The 17,860-nt window shown below is 52.6% G+C and carries 20 protein-coding genes and 1 tRNA gene; 9 read left to right on the forward strand and 12 right to left on the reverse strand.

Going from position 1 to position 17,860, the window contains the following annotated elements; translation table 11 throughout:
• Window positions 1-29 precede the first annotated feature (29 nt).
• Complete coding sequence (gene ccmB, locus LH86_RS20245; RefSeq protein WP_038480670.1) at window positions 30-689, reverse strand: heme exporter protein CcmB; 660 nt, start codon at window positions 687-689, stop codon at window positions 30-32.
• Window positions 682-1,290 carry a cytochrome c biogenesis heme-transporting ATPase CcmA gene (ccmA, locus tag LH86_RS20250; RefSeq protein WP_039305217.1) on the reverse strand — a complete coding sequence of 203 codons (609 nt, stop codon included), beginning with the start codon at window positions 1,288-1,290 and terminating at the stop codon, window positions 682-684. The genes ccmB and ccmA overlap by 8 nt, the downstream gene beginning before the upstream one ends.
• Before the next feature lie 212 nt (window positions 1,291-1,502).
• Between ccmA and LH86_RS20255 the strand changes: the two genes are divergently transcribed.
• A complete protein-coding gene (locus tag LH86_RS20255) occupies window positions 1,503-2,435 on the forward strand; it encodes a formate/nitrite transporter family protein (RefSeq protein WP_156107083.1) in 933 nt (310 codons plus the stop codon).
• A 75-nt stretch (window positions 2,436-2,510) separates the two neighbouring features.
• Window positions 2,511-2,585 (forward strand) — tRNA-Arg (locus tag LH86_RS20260).
• A gap of 575 nt (window positions 2,586-3,160) precedes the next feature.
• Here LH86_RS20260 and LH86_RS20265 read toward each other — a convergent pair.
• The gene (locus LH86_RS20265) at window positions 3,161-4,273 is read right to left on the reverse strand and encodes an acyltransferase family protein (protein ID WP_039305224.1); all 1,113 of its coding nucleotides are present in this window, start codon (window positions 4,271-4,273) and stop codon (window positions 3,161-3,163) included.
• An 893-nt stretch (window positions 4,274-5,166) separates the two neighbouring features.
• Here LH86_RS20265 and LH86_RS20270 point away from each other — a divergent pair.
• The gene (locus tag LH86_RS20270; protein WP_039305226.1) at window positions 5,167-5,712 is read left to right on the forward strand and encodes a DUF2058 domain-containing protein; all 546 of its coding nucleotides are present in this window, start codon (window positions 5,167-5,169) and stop codon (window positions 5,710-5,712) included.
• A 44-nt stretch (window positions 5,713-5,756) separates the two neighbouring features.
• Here the strand turns inward: LH86_RS20270 and LH86_RS20275 are convergent, their stop codons facing one another.
• Window positions 5,757-6,200 (reverse strand): NUDIX hydrolase, encoded by a 444-nt coding sequence (locus tag LH86_RS20275; RefSeq protein ID WP_039305230.1) that lies wholly within the window; start codon window positions 6,198-6,200, stop codon window positions 5,757-5,759.
• Window positions 6,201-6,406: 206 nt separating this feature from the next.
• On the opposite strand from LH86_RS20275, the gene LH86_RS20280 reads away from it, so the two are divergent.
• Window positions 6,407-7,030 carry an NUDIX hydrolase gene (locus LH86_RS20280; RefSeq protein WP_039305238.1) on the forward strand — a complete coding sequence of 208 codons (624 nt, stop codon included), beginning with the start codon at window positions 6,407-6,409 and terminating at the stop codon, window positions 7,028-7,030.
• 77 nt (window positions 7,031-7,107) lie between these two features.
• On the opposite strand, the gene LH86_RS22335 is transcribed toward LH86_RS20280, so the two are convergent.
• Both LH86_RS22335 and LH86_RS20285 read right to left on the reverse strand, forming a co-directional pair.
• Window positions 7,108-7,335 carry a hypothetical protein gene (locus LH86_RS22335; RefSeq protein ID WP_071842849.1) on the reverse strand — a complete coding sequence of 76 codons (228 nt, stop codon included), beginning with the start codon at window positions 7,333-7,335 and terminating at the stop codon, window positions 7,108-7,110.
• 249 nt (window positions 7,336-7,584) lie between these two features.
• On the reverse strand, window positions 7,585-8,061 hold the full coding sequence (locus tag LH86_RS20285) for a GNAT family N-acetyltransferase (protein WP_039295672.1): 477 nt from the start codon (window positions 8,059-8,061) through the stop codon (window positions 7,585-7,587).
• A gap of 92 nt (window positions 8,062-8,153) precedes the next feature.
• Between LH86_RS20285 and LH86_RS20290 the strand changes: the two genes are divergently transcribed.
• A complete protein-coding gene (locus tag LH86_RS20290; protein ID WP_039305241.1) occupies window positions 8,154-9,086 on the forward strand; it encodes a LysR family transcriptional regulator in 933 nt (310 codons plus the stop codon).
• Between the two features lie 19 nt (window positions 9,087-9,105).
• Here LH86_RS20290 and LH86_RS20295 read toward each other — a convergent pair whose 3' ends face one another.
• A complete protein-coding gene (locus LH86_RS20295; protein WP_039305244.1) occupies window positions 9,106-9,981 on the reverse strand; it encodes a LysR family transcriptional regulator in 876 nt (291 codons plus the stop codon).
• 129 nt (window positions 9,982-10,110) lie between these two features.
• Between LH86_RS20295 and gstA the strand changes: the two genes are divergently transcribed.
• Window positions 10,111-10,716 (forward strand): glutathione transferase GstA, encoded by a 606-nt coding sequence (gene gstA / locus LH86_RS20300; protein WP_039305247.1) that lies wholly within the window; start codon window positions 10,111-10,113, stop codon window positions 10,714-10,716.
• Between the two features lie 61 nt (window positions 10,717-10,777).
• Window positions 10,778-11,023, forward strand: a complete 246-nt coding sequence (locus LH86_RS20305; RefSeq protein ID WP_008459646.1) for a DUF2543 family protein — start codon at window positions 10,778-10,780, stop codon at window positions 11,021-11,023.
• Window positions 11,024-11,047: 24 nt separating this feature from the next.
• Here the strand turns inward: LH86_RS20305 and LH86_RS20310 are convergent, their stop codons facing one another.
• Window positions 11,048-11,746, reverse strand: a complete 699-nt coding sequence (locus LH86_RS20310) for an RluA family pseudouridine synthase (RefSeq protein WP_039305250.1) — start codon at window positions 11,744-11,746, stop codon at window positions 11,048-11,050.
• A 163-nt stretch (window positions 11,747-11,909) separates the two neighbouring features.
• Between LH86_RS20310 and LH86_RS22340 the strand changes: the two genes are divergently transcribed.
• Both LH86_RS22340 and LH86_RS20315 read left to right on the forward strand, forming a co-directional pair.
• A complete protein-coding gene (locus LH86_RS22340; protein WP_071842850.1) occupies window positions 11,910-12,152 on the forward strand; it encodes a DUF4160 domain-containing protein in 243 nt (80 codons plus the stop codon).
• Window positions 12,136-12,384: a DUF2442 domain-containing protein gene (locus LH86_RS20315; RefSeq protein WP_039295698.1), complete on the forward strand. Its 249-nt coding sequence runs from the start codon at window positions 12,136-12,138 to the stop codon at window positions 12,382-12,384. The genes LH86_RS22340 and LH86_RS20315 overlap by 17 nt, the downstream gene beginning before the upstream one ends.
• Window positions 12,385-12,457: 73 nt before the next feature.
• Here the strand turns inward: LH86_RS20315 and LH86_RS20320 are convergent, their stop codons facing one another.
• The 4 genes from LH86_RS20320 to LH86_RS20335 all read right to left on the reverse strand — a co-directional run bounded on the left by LH86_RS20320 (window position 12,458) and on the right by LH86_RS20335 (window position 17,774).
• Window positions 12,458-13,660 carry a cytochrome c gene (locus LH86_RS20320; RefSeq protein WP_039305253.1) on the reverse strand — a complete coding sequence of 401 codons (1,203 nt, stop codon included), beginning with the start codon at window positions 13,658-13,660 and terminating at the stop codon, window positions 12,458-12,460.
• 7 nt (window positions 13,661-13,667) lie between these two features.
• Entirely contained in the window at window positions 13,668-15,572 is a 1,905-nt protein-coding gene (locus tag LH86_RS20325) for an NAD(P)-binding protein (protein ID WP_039305256.1), read from the reverse strand.
• Window positions 15,573-15,861: 289 nt separating this feature from the next.
• Window positions 15,862-16,335, reverse strand: coding sequence for an ester cyclase (locus tag LH86_RS20330; RefSeq protein ID WP_039305260.1), 474 nt, complete (start codon window positions 16,333-16,335; stop codon window positions 15,862-15,864).
• 11 nt (window positions 16,336-16,346) lie between these two features.
• Window positions 16,347-17,774: a gamma-aminobutyraldehyde dehydrogenase gene (locus LH86_RS20335; protein ID WP_039305263.1), complete on the reverse strand. Its 1,428-nt coding sequence runs from the start codon at window positions 17,772-17,774 to the stop codon at window positions 16,347-16,349.
• Window positions 17,775-17,860: the final 86 nt, after the last annotated feature.

Consider the following 17,860-nt stretch of genomic DNA (forward strand, 5'->3'; position numbering starts at 1 on the left):
AGGTTTTGCTCACAAAACAAAAAATAAAGTTATGCAACGCTTACCCGCAGCGCCGCCGCCGTAGCGAACGGGCTTAGCGTGGCGCTACCGGCCAGAAGCGCGCCAAGAATTGCCATATAGCCCTCCACCGGCAGATGCATCGAGGCGGCATCCATCGCGGCGGTAGCAAAAATTAATAGCGGGATAGTCAACGGCAAAACCAGCAGGCTGAGTAGCACCCCGCCCCGCTTCAGGCCAACCGTTAACCCCACACCGGGTGCGCCGAGAAAGCTCAGCGTCGGCGTTCCCAGCAGCAAAGTGGCGGCCATCACCTGCCAGCCATAAAAATCCAGCCCGAGCAACAAAGCCGCCAGCGGCGAAAGCAGTAACAACGGCAGCCCGGTCACCACCCAGTGAGCGGTCACTTTCGCCAGTACCACCAGCGGCAAAGGCACCGGTAGCAGCATCAGCTGCTCCAGCGAGCCATCCTGAAAGTCATCCCGGAACAGCCTGTCCATCGCCATTAAAGAGGCCAGTAAAGCCGCCACCCAGATAATTCCCGGCGCAATGCGCGCCAGCAGCTGCGGCTCAGGGCCAATGCCGAGCGGGAACAGGGTAATCACAATCAGGAAGAACCACAGCGGGTTGGCGATTTCAGCCCCACGACGAAATACCACCTGTAGTTCGCGCCAGAAAATGCGCCTAATCATAAACAGCTTCCTGCCAATGAATCTGCCGTATAGCGCAACTTAGCGGCTGATGGCTGGTGAGAATAACTATCCCGCCTGCGCAGGCATGCTGCTGCAGACGCAGGGTCAAACGCTCAATACCGGTGGCATCCAGCGCGGTGAACGGTTCATCCAGAAGCCAAAGCTTTGCCGTGGAAAGCCACAGGCGAGCGAGCGCGGCGCGGCGCTGCTGCCCGGCGGAAAGCTGGTTGACGGGTAAATCTTCGAAGCCGAGCAGCCCGGTTTGCTCCAGCGCAGCCCACAGCTGCTCTTCAGCAACATCGGCATGAAAAAAGCTGAGATTTTCAAAAGGGGTGAGAACGGATTTGATGCCCGGCTGATGGCCAATCCACAGCAGGTCGCCGTGGAAATTGTCGCGCTGGCGGCGAAGTAGCTGATTTTGCCAGAAGACTTCGCCCTCATCGGCCTGCGCCAGCCCGGCCAGAATACGTAAAAGCGTGGTTTTCCCCGCGCCGTTTTTGCCCGCCACCTGCACCATTTCTCCTGGCTCAACGCTAAACGACAGCGCGTTGAACAGCGTGCGATCGTCACGCTGGCAGGTCAGTTGTCGGGCTTCTAGCATCAGGAGGCGCTCCTTGTCTCGGGTGACGCTAAGCATATCATATCGCCCTGTTTTCTTCAGGTTACCCCCGACGCCTTCGGCTACTCCATTAGGGTTAATTGGCTTATTCAGATCAAAGCCGGGGTGATTATTCTCATTCGGCAAAATCGCGGGATAAAAACCACTACGCTTAAGTGAACGTTTTCCGACCAGGAACCTCCCCAATGGACAAGATCGAGCACGACAAAATAGCCCAAAACGATGAACTGAAAGTGGACAGCGATGAGAAGTCGAGCGGCCAGAAAATCGAGCTGGATGAGGATCGCCTGCCCTCCGGCGCGATGGCGATTCACGAGCACATTCGCCAGGACGGGCAAAAAGAGCTGGAGCGTGACGGCATGGCGCTGTTCTGGTCAGCCGTGGCGGCGGGTTTGTCGATGGGCGCCTCGCTGCTGGCGAAAGGCATTTTTCACGTCAACCTGGCCGGCGTGCCCGGCAATTTTCTGCTGGAAAATCTTGGCTACACCTTTGGTTTTATCATCGTCATTATGGCGCGCCAGCAGCTGTTCACCGAAAATACCGTTACCGCCGTATTGCCGGTGATGCAGCACCCGACCACCAGTAATTTCGGGCTGCTGATGCGGCTGTGGGGCATTGTGCTGTTCGGGAATATCGTCGGCACCGCGCTGGCGGCGCTGGCTTTTGAATTTATGCCGATATTCGACGAAGCCACTCGCAAAGCCTTCGATGATATCGGCATGAAGGTGATGGCAAACCCACCCGGTGAGATGTTCGCCAATGCCATTATCTCCGGCTGGATCATCGCCACCATGGTGTGGATGTTCCCTGCCGCGGGCTCGGCAAAAATCTTCGTTATCGTACTGATGACATGGCTGGTCGCGCTGGGTGATTTAACCCATATCGTGGTCGGCTCGGTCGAAATTCTCTATCTGGTTTTCAACGGCACGCTGCACTGGAGCGAGTTCTTCTGGCCATTTGCCCTGCCCACCTTAGCCGGGAATATTTGTGGCGGAACGTTTATCTTCGCGCTGATCAGCCACGCACAGATTCGCAACGATATGAGTAACAAGAAGAAGGCCGAGGCGAAGCGAAAGCATGAAGAACAGAGCCGAAATTCAGCGAAGAGCGGAAAATGTGACGGGTAAATTGTTCATCTTCCAGGCAAACGGACCGCCAGCCTCTTAACCTGCCTCGAAAAGCGGGTATACTACGCCCGCCGCGTTCCCTTAGTTAAATGGATATAACGAGCCCCTCCTAAGGGCTAGTTGCAGGTTCGATTCCTGCAGGGAACGCCATGTCCAAATTACTTGACGTTTTCCCTCATTACCGGGCCCACTGATATCTATACATCAAAGCAAAATCTACATTACCCCTCATTACCCTGCTTGAATTAACTACATCAACCTTTTGTGGACATATTGCTGACACAATGCGAAATCACCGTGGATCTCTATCCACATGATAACGATAAAGTAAATCGACACAGTGAAACCTGCAGAAAAACCATAATACTTCGAAGATGCTGAAGGACTTACCTGTTTGCCCCACCTCCATGGGAAAAGGTGTGGCGAATGCGCTACAGGTTCGAAGGCAACAACCAGACGCTGATCATTGACCTCTATCCTGAAGCCTTTCTCCATAGCCAGAGCAAAACAGGCTGACGCGAAAATGAAATTGCTGACAGGTGTTGGCACAACAGAGCACAAGCAGGCTACAAAGAAGAAAGAGAAGGAATAATTCGAAGTTTCTTTAGGTGATATTTTACGTGAATGCCACAGATACTTATTTATGAGACAATAAAAGCCCACCTTAGTGGGCCAGAGAGAGATAGGTTGGTGTAGTCTGCATCACAACAGCGGTGTAAGAAATATTAAAGCATTTCCTTTGCTGTAACTGCGGAGATTGTTTGTTTTTGTTCAACTGAGGCAGATTCTCGCGCATATGCTGCAAACGCGCCTTTATAACGCATTGCTTTGCTTTCAATGAACTTCCACGAAGCTAGTCCGCATAACAATGATATAATTAATGAAATGATCATTAACTCATAAACATCAAACGCGAACACATTGATTAACGTCTGCTGAATAACAAACCCGTAAATATAAACACCGTATGACAAATCACCGAACTTATTATATAACTTGCTAACTTCTGGAACATAAACATAGCCCACAGATATAATAAATATAGGCAATAGCAAGTGCGCAGCAATAGAGTACACATTGAAATAAATTGCGATAACAAGCAATAATCCAGACGTAGCACAATACCAATTCAATCCTTTCCACTCATTAAATTTTAAAGATGATAAAACAGAGCCAAAAAAGAACAATGATGAAAAGTAAAGGACATAATATAAATTCAATCCCCAAAAAAATTCTCTGACATCCAGGTATGACTTATATTTGATTGTAGCGTAAGCACATGCTGCGACGATAATTATAGAAATTGCCTGACCAATTCGCTTAGGGACAAACCTACAAAATGCAGAAAGCATAACTAAAAAGTAAAGCGTAAACTCATATACAAGCGTCCATAAACTACCATTTATAGTGCCTGGTAGAGGATTTGTGGTGAATATATCTGACATGGCTGGCTGAAGGTTAAAAAGAGACATATTATTAAGTATATATGTCTTTACGTTCCCGGTGAGCCAGAAATAATCATATAAATTGCTACTTGAGAAAAAAAATCCAAAAACAACAGTCAGGGACAACACTGTAAATAACCCAGGAAATATTCTAAGGCACCTTTTCCAAAGATAATCCATAGTACTTTTGCTGTGCTTAAAGCTATTGAATATCAGAAAACCACTGATAACAAAGAATATGTCAACACCGAGAGAAGAAAATAGAAGCTGACCACCGGTAATGCTAAAAAGGAAGTCGCCGCTCTGCGCTCCAGAAAGGGCATACGAATGAGTAACAATCACAAATAGAGCGGCGACAAGCCTCATTAGATTCAAGTTGTTGTGGTGTGACATCGTGTAGTCCATCAGATAATGATGATTTATAATATCATACGACTAAAGTTATGATAACCATTGAATAGCACTAACATCTGTAGATGCCAGTGACGAGTCTTAGTATGTTTTTTTCAATGTTGCCTGTTAGTGTTTCCCGTTCGCTTTACTGGTACACCACCAGCGATAACGTTTTTGAAAGCAACGTTAGCAGTGTCGTGGTTTACTGAATTTAGCCACCAGAACAGAGGCGATACGCTCAGCTCAGAACATGAAAACTGCCCAATGAAAAAATGAAATTTCAGCGCAGACGTTAAATCCGAATCCGCCCAGCTGGCTCCTGGCCAAAACCACATGGTTGCAAATACAGCCAGCGTTATGCATGTTGGCCTTGCAACAATAACGCGATGGGTAATGCCGCGGTGGAATAAGCGTCAGGATAGAACACTAAAAACGTCCCCATAACCCGGAAAAAATTGAAACTCAAAAGCTTATTAAATGCGCAATACATTGAAAATAAAAATAAATTTAAAAAAATACCACCACATTATTAATGTCTGACTCCCTGAATTATTCTCGATAATCGTGAAACTCAGGACGCGTTGTCCTGTGGTGACTTTCTGCCATGTACTCGGGGTTCATCGCAGCAGCTATAAATACGGGAAAAATCGTCCTGAAAAGCCAGACGGCAGACGAATGGTATTACAGAGTCAGGTACTTGAGCGGCATGGTATCAACCACGGTTCGACAGGAGCAAAAGGTATCTCCGCAATGGTAGCCCCTGGAAGCTATTTGAGGGGGCACAGAATGCCTGTCGCTATCAATGCAGTGAGCTTTGCGTATCCACAGCATGGAATCAGCGGAAGCATTAGGGATATAATCCCACCAATGATTCCTCAGCCGTCGAAAAGAACATGACAAAACTTACGTTACAAGAGCAGATGCTCAAAGCAGGCCTGGTCAGCAGCAAAAAAGTGGCCAAAGTGCAGCGCACCGCGAAGAAATCACGCGTACAGGCTCGTGAAGCGCGGGAAGCCGTGGAAGCCAACAAGCAGGCTCAGGTTGAGCGTGATAAAGAACTCAGCGAACAGCAAAAGCAGGCTACTTTAGCCAAAGAATATAAAGCGCAGATCAAGCAGTTGATCGAAATGAACCGCATTGTTATTTCTAAGGGTGATATCGGCTATAACTTCACGGACAATAACTTAATTAAAAAAGTGTACGTCGATAAGGTGACCCAGACTCAGTTGATCAAAGGCCGCCTGGCTATTGCCCGCCTGATTTCTGATAAAAATCCTGAAGGTGAATATGCCATTATTCCCGCAGTCGTTGCCGATAAAATTAAACAGCGCGATGCCAGCTTTATTGTGCTGAGCAGCGAACTGACTCCAGAAGCCAAAGACGAAGACGAAGACGATCCGTATGCGGACTTCGTGGTGCCGGATGATTTGATGTGGTAACGATTCATTGAGTTAAGGCGGCCTGGTGTTTCCGGGCCGCCTGGTTAGCTTTTTTCAATAATATTGATGAGCAAATCGAGCGGGAAGATCATTTCATTGGTTTGCCTGAGCTCTTCAACTGCCCACCAGCGGTGCTCCCGAATGACTTTCTTTTCATTGTCAGTCCACCTCGCACGGTCAATATCCGATTTATCCGCATGAATGATAAAGAAATGCTCTTCCGCAAGAACCGTTTCACCGCTGGGCAGCATCATTTTGAAGTTTCTGGATGCAATCTGCTGTCCTGCTGTTGTCCTTATTAAACCAGTCTCTTCAAAGAGCTCTCGCAAAGCGGCCTGTTCGTATGATTCACCATGTTCAACCCCTCCGCCTGGCGTTGCCCAGTATGTTTTCCCACTCAAAGCATCCTCTGTATGGCAGAAATTAAAGAGCAATACATGATTGTCCGGTGAAATAATTATTAAGCGAGAAGATGGTCGAGTGCGCACAAAACCCCCTGATATAGGTTATTCATTATTATCCGAAAGTAGACCTGGAATAGCGCAAAGATTCTCACAATATAATACAAGAAATTAAGGGGTTAGCCGAAAATCGTCCCGTTCCTCCTGCTCCACACGCATTTTAATCCATTGATTCTACTGCTACGGTTGTGCACTGACTGAGTTTTTCTTTCTGCACAACACAGGTGAAAACAATGCCGTACTCTATCAAAGATACAGATATCCACACCGTCGCTCAGAAACTCAATGCTATCGCCCAGAACGGGCTGACCTACGCCAAAGATGTGTTTGACAAGGAACGCTACGAAACCCTCCGTCACATCGCCGAAGACCTGCTCCACTCCCGTTTTAACATTGATTCAGAAACCTTAAATCCTGTCTCTGAGTCCGGGTACGCCACGCCAAAAACCGACGTTCGCGCTTTTATTATTCGTGATGGCAAGGTGCTGATGGTCAAAGAAGCGGAGGATGGGAAGTGGAGCTTACCCGGCGGCTGGGCTGATGTGGGCGATACCCCGTCCGCTGCCGTCTGCCGGGAGGTAAGGGAAGAAACCGGGCTGGAAGTGAGGGTGAGCAAACTGTTGGGCGTGTGGGACCGTAATCTGCACGGTCATCCTCCTCTGCCCTGGCACGTCTACAAGCTCATTTTTCTGTGTGAGGAAACCGGCGGCAATCTTGCCCTCAGCCACGAATCTACCGATATCGGCTTCTTCGCCATTGACGATCTGCCGGAGCTGTCGTTGACGCGCATTGTCCCGGAAGAGCTGATTGTCAGCATGGAAATCGCCACCAGCGATAGGCAACCGTGGTACGACTAGCGGCTTGACGCGAGTAAACAGGCAGGTTCAGGCCCGCAATCATGACGAGAAACAGGGCCTGAAACAGTAAGAGCGGATTATAGATTGGCGCTACGCAAAGCGGTGCAAAATGCGCAGTTGCAGCCCGCAATCGGGATGATTTTGGTGATGTCGTAATTGGCTTCTGAAGGAATGGCATGCCCATTGGCGGCGCTATTGTTCACACTCGCCGTCTGCTCAGGGTGAACAGAAGAATTGGAAACAAATGCTGCGGCATGGAAGGATGTTGCCAACAGCGTTGCACCGACGATACTTAATACTTTCATTTTGTCACCCACGCTAAAAACCAGACAATCACTCTATCGTGAGCAGATTTTGAACACCAGATGCCACGACTGAAATAAGGTGTGCATATTTATGTCTAAACGCTAAGCGACGGAAAACCCCGCACCTTGCCGTTTAAGATATTGAATATTAATAAATTAATCTAAAAATAACTCACCACTTTTTTTGCAACTTAGCGCTGCCAGCCGCGTAAATCCCGCCGCAGCGGGAGTTTTAATATCATGCTGTTTTTATTCAGCAAATTTCAATAATGCCTCACCATCCAGGCGGTAACGAACCCATTCCGATTGCGGTAACGCCCCGATGCTCAGATAAAAATCAATCGCGGGCTGGTTCCAGTCCAGGACAGACCATTCCAGACGACCACACTGCCTTTGCACGGCGCACTGCGCGATATATTTCAGTAACGACCTTCCCGCTCCTCTGCCGCGGTACTCAGGAGAGATGTATAAATCCTCCATGTAGATACCGTTCCGCCCAAGCCAGGTCGAGTAGCTGGTGAAGAAAACGGCGTAACCGATAATTTTGCCTTCTGTCTCGCAGATCAACGCTTCGGTTTTACTGCCTGCATCAAACAGCGTCGCCCGGATCTCTTCTGGCGTAGTGACCACTTCCTGCGGGGCTTTCTCATACACGGCCAGCTCATAGATCATGTCGTAAATAGCCTGAGCGTCTTCCGGTCGGGCCTGACGAATCGTCATACTCATTGGTTTTCCTGTTATTTCTGGATGGCGTTAACGTTGCTGGCCCCAAGCATAAAGGTTATTGTCAGGCGAATTAAGTGCAATGAAATCACCAGATGATGAATATTATGCATCCAACCTTAAGGCGTCTCGATTTAAACCTTTTACCTGTTTTTGACGCGATTTATCGCCATCGTTCCGTCCGGCTGGCGGCGGATGAACTGGCGATGAGCACCTCGGCGCTTAGCCACGCGCTGTCGAGACTGAGAGCCTCGCTCAATGACCCGCTGTTTTACCGCGAAGGGCACCGGATGTGTCCCAGCGTGTATGCCACGCAGCTCGCCCCTGCTATTGCTTCAGCGTTGAAATACCTGGATCAAGAGCTGACTCAGCAGCCGGAATTTGACGCTTCCCGGACGACTGAACGCCTGCAGATAGCGATTACGGATTTTACCGCTTTTTGCATTTTCCCAGCCCTGATGCACAAACTGCAGCACGAAGCGCCCGGCCTGAGCTTCGAGTTACTTTACTTGCCTCATACCCCGGCACTGACGGAGCTTCTGGCGGGCGAAGTGGATTTGGCGTTGGGGTTCAGTACGTCTGAAGATATCCGGCATCCGGAGCTGGAAGAAATCGACTGGTTTACAGATGAGTACGTGGTTATCAGTCACCCAGGCCGGACACGGCTGACATTTGAGGATTATCTCGCCGCAAGGCACATCGTTGTCACGCCGTGGAATGAGAAGCAAGGGGTGCTGGACAGGCAGCTTGAGCAAATGGGTTACACACGGCAAATAGCCATCAAGACGCCGTCCATGCTTGGCGCGCCGTTTATTGTGGCCGAGAGCAATCTGTTAATGGCGCTGCCGCGCTTTGCCGCTGAAAAGCTGATGCCGGCCGCAAATATAAAGATTTTTTCATTACCTTTCGAAATACGTCCGTTTGAAATAAAAATTTATTCACACAAACGAAGCGGGAAGCGGAGCGCGACCAACTGGCTAAAAGAGAGGCTGCAAACGCTGGCGAAAGAGATAAATGCCGGGCAGTGAAAGCTGTTCGGCGTTTAGCTCATCCCGCTTTACGCAGCCGGGTTACCAGAGCCTGAACCGCCGGGGACGTTTTTCCCGCAGAAGAACAGACCAGGCCAAACTCACGATGAAGTCCCGGCGTCAACGGCACCACGCACAGGCCGCGCGTATCTTCAGGCAGCGTGGACGCTGGCACTATTGCTACGCCCATTTCTTCGCGCACCAGCATACAGGCACTGACCCAGTCCCGCACCGTGACGCGAACGTCAGACAAGCGCAAACCGGCCTCTGTCATTAAACTGCCGCCGTTTACCACACAGCCCCCGGTCGCCAGCACGAAGGGTTGCCCCGCCAGCGCCTGAAGGGTTATTCCCTGGGATCTGGCCCCACGCGCCATGGCGTGGCTGGCAGGCAGCACCGCCACCCAGGCATCCTGCCCGAGAATAACGTCAGCCCTGCCGGGAACGGGATTCATCACCACGCCCAGCTCGACGGTATCTGCGGCAATCCATTGTTCGACCTCTTCATCAATACCTTCGAGCACGACGACTTCAATGCCGGGATGCAAACGCCTGAAGTCCCGCAGCAGGCCGGGCAGCAGCGTAGACGTCACTGACGGGAAGCTGCCGAGGCGAATACGGCTCCCGTTTAAGTCCCGGCAAGTTTCGGTCAGCGAGCGGATCGCCTCGAGATGCAGCTGCATACTCCTGGCATGAGCGATAACCTGCTCCCCCAGCGCGGTAACGCCAATGTTCCTGCGTTCGCGGGTAAAAACGGGGAACCCCAGGGAAGCCTCCAGCTGCGCGATGGCCTGGCTGGCACCTGACTGCGTCATGCCCACGTCTTCCGCCGCACGGGAAATGTTCCGGGCATCGGCCACCGTGACCAGCAGTCGCCAGTGCAAAAGATTCATCATCGTTATCAGTAGCTAAGCTAATAGTTATTTAATGAATGATTAATTTTACAGAGATAACGGACTAAATCATAGTGCATCCAGGCGCCGGGTCGCGCGCTGTACACCTGTTTCCCCATTTTTGGAGATGCTATGAAACTGTATTACGCCCCAAAAGCTTGTTCGCTCTCGCCTCACATTGTCCTCCGTGAATTAGAGCTGGAATTCGAACTCATCAAAGTGGATAACAAAACCAAGCTCACCGCCGACGGGCGAGACTTTTTCACCGTCACGCCCAAAGGCTATGTTGCCGCGCTGGAGCTGGACAACGGGGAGATCCTGACGGAAGGCACGGCTATCGTACAGTACCTGGCCGATCTCCGGCCGGAAAAAGGGCTAGCGCCTCTGGCAGGAAGCTGGGCACGGGTGAGATTGCAGGAGTGGCTGAACTTCATTACCAGCGAGCTTCATACTGCGTCTGCCCCGCTGTTCAACGCCTCGCTCCCGGAGGAGGTTAAAACCATCTTCCGTGAAAAATTCTTCAAGCGGCTCGATTTTGTTCAGGATGCCCTCTCGAAGACGGTGTACCTGACCGGCTCCGCTTTTAGCGTGGCTGATGCCTATCTTTATACCGTCCTGAGCTGGGGCAAAATGTTATCAATCGACCTTAACCAGTGGCCCGCTATTGCCCGTTATATGACGGCGATAAACGCGCGGCCAGCGGTGCAGGAAGCTCTACGAGTGGAAGAAACTCACTGATCCCTTTTGCCCGCTGAACAGTGTTATCATCCGGGCCAGGCTAACCAACCCAGAGATAACCATGAACAACGAAATCGACCTGAAATATTACGACATCGCGGACGAGTACTCGACGGAAGCGGCCAAGCCCGTTGCCGAAGATGAACGTGACGCCGTGGCGCACTATTTCCAGCTGCTGATTACCCGCTTAATGAATAACGAGGAAATCAGCGAGGAAGCGCAGGGTGAGATGGCCGTTGAGGCTGGCCTTGCCGAACAGCGCATTGACGAAATCGCTGAGTTTCTGAATCAGTGGGGCAACGAGTAATTTCTGCCGCAACACGTTTCCCCGTCAGAATGGACTGTCGCATCTGGCCGCCACCGGTTCGCCGCTGACGGGGTGAACAAAACGCAGTTCGCTGGCATGCAGCATCAGCCGCAGCACTCGTTCGGTGCCCGGCAACGCCAGCCCGCCATACAGATCGCAGCCCAGGATAGGGTGCCCAAGATATTGCGCATGGATGCGCAGCTGGTGGGTCCGTCCGGTTTCCGGCGCAAGCTGCACCCTCGTTAACGGCAGCCGGGCGCCATTTTCAGGTTCCCGATAAAACCGCTCAATAACCTTGTAGCGCGAGCGAGCAGGTTTGCCGCTGACGGCGCAAATCGACATCAGCGGAAACAGCGCCGGATCTTTGGCAATCGCCGAGTCGATTATCCCTTCCTCTTTTTCAAGATGCCCGCACAGCAGCGCGGTATACACCTTGGCAACCGAACGCTGGCTGAACTGTTGGCACAGCAAAGCATTGATCGCCTTATTGAGCGCAATCACCATCAGCCCGGACGTGCCGAAATCCAGGCGATGCACCAGCGTGCAGCCGGGGAATATCTTCACCAGCCGATGATGTACCGAATCAAGGTTCTGCGGGTTTTTCCCTGACAGACTGAGCAAGCCGGAAGGTTTATTGATCAACGCCAGATGCTCGTCCTGATAAAGAATCTCTATCTCATCAAAACAAGGCGGGGCAATAAAAGTATCAATAATCGTAGACATCTGGCTGCCCGGCTGAAGAGTGGAGCCGGATGATAGCGAATTTCACGAGTCATTGCTCAATTATGACAGCCCATTCAGCCGGATTATTGCTCCATGTAAATGAGGACAGGATAATTTTCATACATCCTGAAAAACGTGAAGTCCGAGCATGGAGTGCTTACTTATGCCTGTCATACTAAGAATTAAAGGGTATAGTTTCTTCTTCTATTCGAATGAAGGAACACCTCTCGAGCCGCAACACATTCATGTGCGAAACTCAGAGGCCGAAGCTAAATTCTGGCTATGTCCTTTTATTACGCTTGCACGTAATGATGGTTTCAGTTCCAGACAACTTACTGAACTGGAAGATTACGTTAAACATCACCGGAAATTATTTACAGAGGCATGGTATGGCTATTTCAGCTAAACACCTGAGCTTTGATGAGCAAAAAATGTGGGTTGAACTGAGCGATGGGCGCACGTTAGGCGTACCGTTGGAATGGTTTCCAAAGTTGCTCCATGCCGATCAGGTACAGCGTGCCAATTATGAATTAAGCGCACGCGGCATTCATTGGGATACTCTAAATGAAGATATCTCCGTTGAAGGACTGCTCGCCGGTCGCGGCGATACAACCTTTCGCCCTCATGACGCGGCCTGAAAAGAAATAGAATTCAACTTCTCGCGCCAAAAAAGGGGCCATTAAGGCCCCTGTTTAAACTTATCTGGCTGAACTATTTACCTTCACCAGTAATCTTTTTCACTTCTTCTGCCGTTGCCGCAGGCGCACCGTTCCCCCAGGAGCCGCGCACGTAGTTCACCACGTCGGTCATCTCTTTATCCGACAGCACGCCTTTGTAGCCGGGCATCATGAACGGAATGGTGCCCTGGGTTTGCGGCGTATGCGCCCCGTCGGCAATCACGCGGATAAGCGAGGACGGCTCTTTCGCCATCACCGCCGAGTTGCCCACCAGTGACGGCACGTTAAAGTCAGTCCCCTTCCCGTCCGGGCTGTGGCAGGTTGAGCAATAGCGCATGTAGAGAGTTTTACCGTCGGACGGCTGCGAAAGCACGGCAGCATTCACCGGCATGATCGCTGGTTTTTGCGGCTTGAAGTTGGCGATATACAGCGCGATAGCTTCCAGGTCGGCATCAGTCAGGTACTGGGTGCTTTGGGTGACCACTTCGCCCATCGGGCCGGCAATGGCGTGATGCTGGCTGCGGCCTTTGCTCAGCAAGTCTTTCACTTCCTGGGTGGACATATTCATGCCGCGCAGGGAAGGCGCATACCAGCCGTCGATCATCGCCCCGCTCAGGAATTCAGGGCTGGCATCATCGTAGCCCTTCTCCTGCATCGCCATGCCGCGCGGCGTATGGCAGGCGCCACAGTGGCCCGGCCCCTGAACCAGATAAGCCCCGCGTTTGATTTTCTCCGCGTTTTCCCCGTGGGCTTCAACCACCACGCCGCCGGATTTCACGTCATCCACGAACAGGCCGTTCCACACGCGCAGCGGCCAGCGGGCCGACAGCAACAGCGGAATATCATTCTCTTTGTTGGCGGTCGCCGCCGGGGCAACGTCCTTCATAAAGTAGTCGTACAGCGCCCTCACGTCTTCATCGGTCATTTTGGCGTAGGAAGGATAAGGCATCGCCGGGTAAAGGGCGTGGCCATCTTTGGCTATCCCCTGGCGAACCGCCTTCTCGAAATCTTCGTAGCTGTAATCGCCAATGCCGTGGGTTTTGTCCGGCGTGATGTTAGTGGAGTAGATATCGCCCACCGGCGTGGAAAACTTTTTGCCTCCGGCCATCGGCTGGCCGCCGTCTACGGTGTGGCAGGCGACGCAGTCTGACGCGCGCGCCACGTACTCACCTTGCGATACGGCAGCGTAGCCGCTGGCAGAAAAGAGGATTGAGATAGCCGCTAAAATACGTTTCATTTTTTGGTTACCCCATCGCCACAAGTTCGTTGACTGCACGCCATGCCTGGTCGATAGCCGCGTGGGCGTAGGCGCTCCAGTCTGAGTCAGAGTTAGCAATCGTGATGCGGCCTATCGGCTGGCGGGCACGGTTGATAATTTCCGGCATTTTCTCCATGTCATCGCTCAGGGCGTTAGCGTAGTAGGCGTAGCCGTGCGCCCAGCGGTTGACCGTGATGGCCGCAATATCGCGTTCGTGATCAAAGCCGGTGTGGCCCAGCATCTCCTGCAGCTGAGAGCGGATCATCTGCTCGTGGGCTTCGAAGGTAGAACCCAGCAGGAACGCACGGCCCCGGCGGAACTGCTCGCGCGGAGACATGTTGCTGCCCGGATAAGTCGGCACATACACCATGTGAATACACATCGGGTCATCCGGCGTCTGCGAATGATGGTAGTCGCCCATACTGACCGGGTAATCGAGCTTCACGCGGCTGTAAGGTGCGGCAGGCGAATAGAATTCATGCACGCCGGTGTTTTTGAAAGCACGCCAGTTGTTGACCACCACGTTGGTGTACACCAGCGGGGCTTTGACATTGAGGCGCAGATCTTCTTTCTGCTGCTCCGGCGCCTCCGGCACGATGTACGGGATCATCATGTTGTAGCCCGCCATGATGGCGTTGCGGCTATTCACGCGATGCAGCTTGCCGCTCTGATTGTTGATGTAGCTCACCACCACGCCGTTGTCGGCATTGGCAGCGTTAATCACGCTGCTGTTGAGGCGAATGCGGGTGCCGTTTTCCGGTCTGTCCAGCAGCTCGTAATGTAGCCTCGCGGTGACGGAATCTTCCATCGTGCTGCCCGGCAGCGCTTCAGGAATCAATTTGCGCACCATCAGGCGCGTCAGCCCGGCATTTCCGTCCGGGAAGTGGTAAGTGTACGGCTCTTCGAGGTCGGCCAGCGCTTCACCATCCAGCGGCGGTAAACCCATCGCCTCCATGCCCGGCAGCGCACAGGCGCGCGCGTCGCTGCAGCTCACGCCTTCAATGCCGATGGCAAAAAAGTCGTTGGTACGCTGCTGGAAGTACATCAGCGCCATTTTGCTTAAGCCGACTTTCTTCTCGAGGAGTTCATGATAGCTGTGGGTATCCAGCCATTCGCTTTTCTGTTCGACCGTCATGCCCGGCAGGTAATCGGCAGGATTGATGTGCAGATCCAGCAGCGCCTTGCGGTCTGCCTCACTCAGCGGGAAGTCATTGATAAAGGCTTCGATGCTGCGTCCATTCAGCCTGTCCGGCGGAATGTCGTCCGACACCGCGCGGCCAGGGTCACCGCTGACGATTTTGGTTTCGCCGAAGTTCTTTTTGTCGAAGAACACGCCGCGGCTCAGGTTCTGGTCCGGGTAGAAAGTGGCGTCAAAGCTGCTTTTCATTCGCGTGATGCTGACGCCCAGGGAATCCATCAGGCCGTGAACCACCGGGCTGAAGTTGCTGTTCGGGGACTGGAATGACTCGCTGCCGCCGTAGCCCAGCAGCGTTTTGCCACCGACGTTGAACTGGTTGCGCTTGGCGTGGCCGCCGAAGTCGTCGTGGTTGTCGAGGATCAGTATTTTGGCCTCTTTCCCCATTTTTTCGCGCCAGAAGCAGGCCGCCGCCAGGCCGCTGATCCCGCCGCCGACCACCACCAGGTCGTACTCTTCTTCTACTGGCAGCTTACCGAAGTCGAATTTTTCGTGCTCGCGCCCAAGGGCGTGCGCCATTTCGAACGAACCAGGGTGGTTGCCGCGCAGGCCAGTCAGGCCCGGCGGGTAGTAATCTGCATTTATCACGGCGCTGCCGGGTGCTTTGCCGTTTGCCCTCACCAGTTCCAGAGGCGTTAAACCAGAGACAATTGCAATTGCCATCCCGTTAAGAAAGTCACGTCGGGTAATAGACATAGATAACCTTTTTTATCAGTCCGTTATACCCGTCATACTTCAAGTTGCATGTGCGTTACCTGCATCCGCTCACCTCAGTCACATAGTTATCTATGCTCCTGAGGATTCACGGCCCTGGTGCCTTCCTGCAACTCGAATTATTTAGGGTATAGACATATTGTTAACCAAATGATAACAAACTCCCTGCCGCTTCGCTACGCGATAAGCCTGTTAACTCTAGTGTCTTTTCTGGTAACGGGTTGTCTGTGCACCGTCCGCTGGTAATGACCAGTCAGCGGCGTTCAGTGGCCTATTGCCGCGGCTTTAGCTCTTCGTCGAGTTTCTTCGAGTCGTAGTAGTCGCCCTGCCAGGTGATTTTGCCGTGGCTGACTTTGATAAAGCTCACGCCTTCAAACTTGATCGGGTTGTTGGTTGCCGGGCTTCCGCCCCACTCACCGCTGTTAGTGCCGGTGAACGTCCAGCGGAAAGCGATGGTGTCGTGGTTGTAAACCGGCTCGCTGGTCATCTGCCAGTGCAGGTCCGGCACCGCTTTAATAAACGCGCCAATCACCTCTTTCTCGGCTTTTTCTTTCCCTTCAACCGGCGTGCCGACGGCGGCGTCGTAATAAACCATGTCGCTGGCAAGATACTGGGCCGCCTGCCCGGCGTTATGGGCATTCCACGCGGCCATATAATTTTTCACCACGGAAAGCGGAGCGCTTTCGGCCAGCGCCAGGGCCGAAAAGAAAAACAGCGACAGCGCAGCAGCATTAACTCTTTTCATCGCAGGGATCCTTATTCAGTGATATCGCACATGATGTGTTTGATACGGGTGTATTCGTCGAGGGAGTAAGACGAAAGATCTTTGCCGTAGCCGGACTTTTTAAACCCGCCGTGGGGCATTTCCGCGCACAGCGGGATGTGGTTATTGATCCACACGGTGCCGAAATCGAGACGGGTGCTAAAACGCTGCGCCCGGCTGTGGCTGCTGGTCCAGACGCTTGCCGCCAGGCCATACTCCACGTCATTGGCTCTGCTGAGCCCCTCTTCTTCGCTGCTGAAGGACTGGATAGTCATCACCGGGCCAAAAACTTCATGCTGGATGGCCTCATCGTGCTGCTTCAGCCCGGAAATGATCGTCGGCTCAAAGTAGTAGCCGGGGCCCGCGCCCTTTTTGCCACCGGTTTCAATTTTTGCATGGGCCGGAAGCCGTTCAATAAAGCCAGTCACCTGCTCCAGCTGGTTGCGGCTGTTGAGTGCGCCGTACAAAGCCTCGCGGTCGTCCGGCTCGCCGAAGGTGATTGACTTGGTTTTCTGAATCAGCTTTTCAAGGAAAGCGTCGTAGGCGGAGGCTTCAACGATGATGCGCGTGGCAGCGGTGCAATCCTGCCCGGCATTAGAGAAACCGGCGGCGGTAATCACCTCGACCGCTTTGTTCATGTCCGCATCGGCAAACACCACCACCGGGGCTTTGCCGCCTAATTCGAGATGCGCTTTGGTCAGGTTGGCGGCAGCGGAGGCGGCAACCTGCAGCCCGGCGCGAACGGAACCGGTAATCGACACCAGCGAGGCTTCCGGGTTGGATACCACCAGCGAGCCCGTCCCCGCTTTGCCCAGCACCACGTTGAATGCGCCCTGAGGGAACAAAGGTGCCGCAATTTCGGCCAGAATCAGCGTGCTGATAGGCGTCGTATCGCTCGGTTTCAGCACCACGGTATTACCTGCCGCAAGCGCCGGAGCGATTTTCCACACCGCCATCATGAACGGATAGTTCCACGGCGTTACCTGCCCGACAATCCCCAGCGGTTCACGGCGAATAGTTGAGGTAAACCCGGCGGCATATTCCCCGGAAGCTTTGCCCTCAAGGCAACGGGCCGCCCCGGCAAAGAAGCGGATAGCGTCGCAGGAAGCCGCGATTTCATCGCGTTCGATAAAGTGCTTGAGCTGGCCCGTTTCCTGGCTTTGCACCTCCACAATCCGCGCGGCGTTACGTTCAATTTCGTCGGCAAGTTTCAGCAAGGCTCGCTGTCGCTCGGACGGCAGGGAATGCTTCCATACCGAGAACGCCGCTTTTGCCGCCGCGTAAGCCTGATTAACCTCTTCCGCACCGCCGTCAGGCGACTGCGCATAAACCTCGCCGTTGACCGGGCTGACCAGGTCAAACAGCGTAGCTGGCTGGCCCGCTACGTAGTGTCCGTTGATAAAATGCTTCAGGGTTTGCATCGCCTTCTCCTCAAATTAAACATAAACAATATTATGTAATATCTTTTGAGTAGCGACTTTTCAATCTGCGCTTTATAGCAACATGA

This window comes from Cedecea neteri, assembly GCF_000758325.1.
GTDB lineage: Bacteria > Pseudomonadota > Gammaproteobacteria > Enterobacterales > Enterobacteriaceae > Cedecea > Cedecea neteri_B.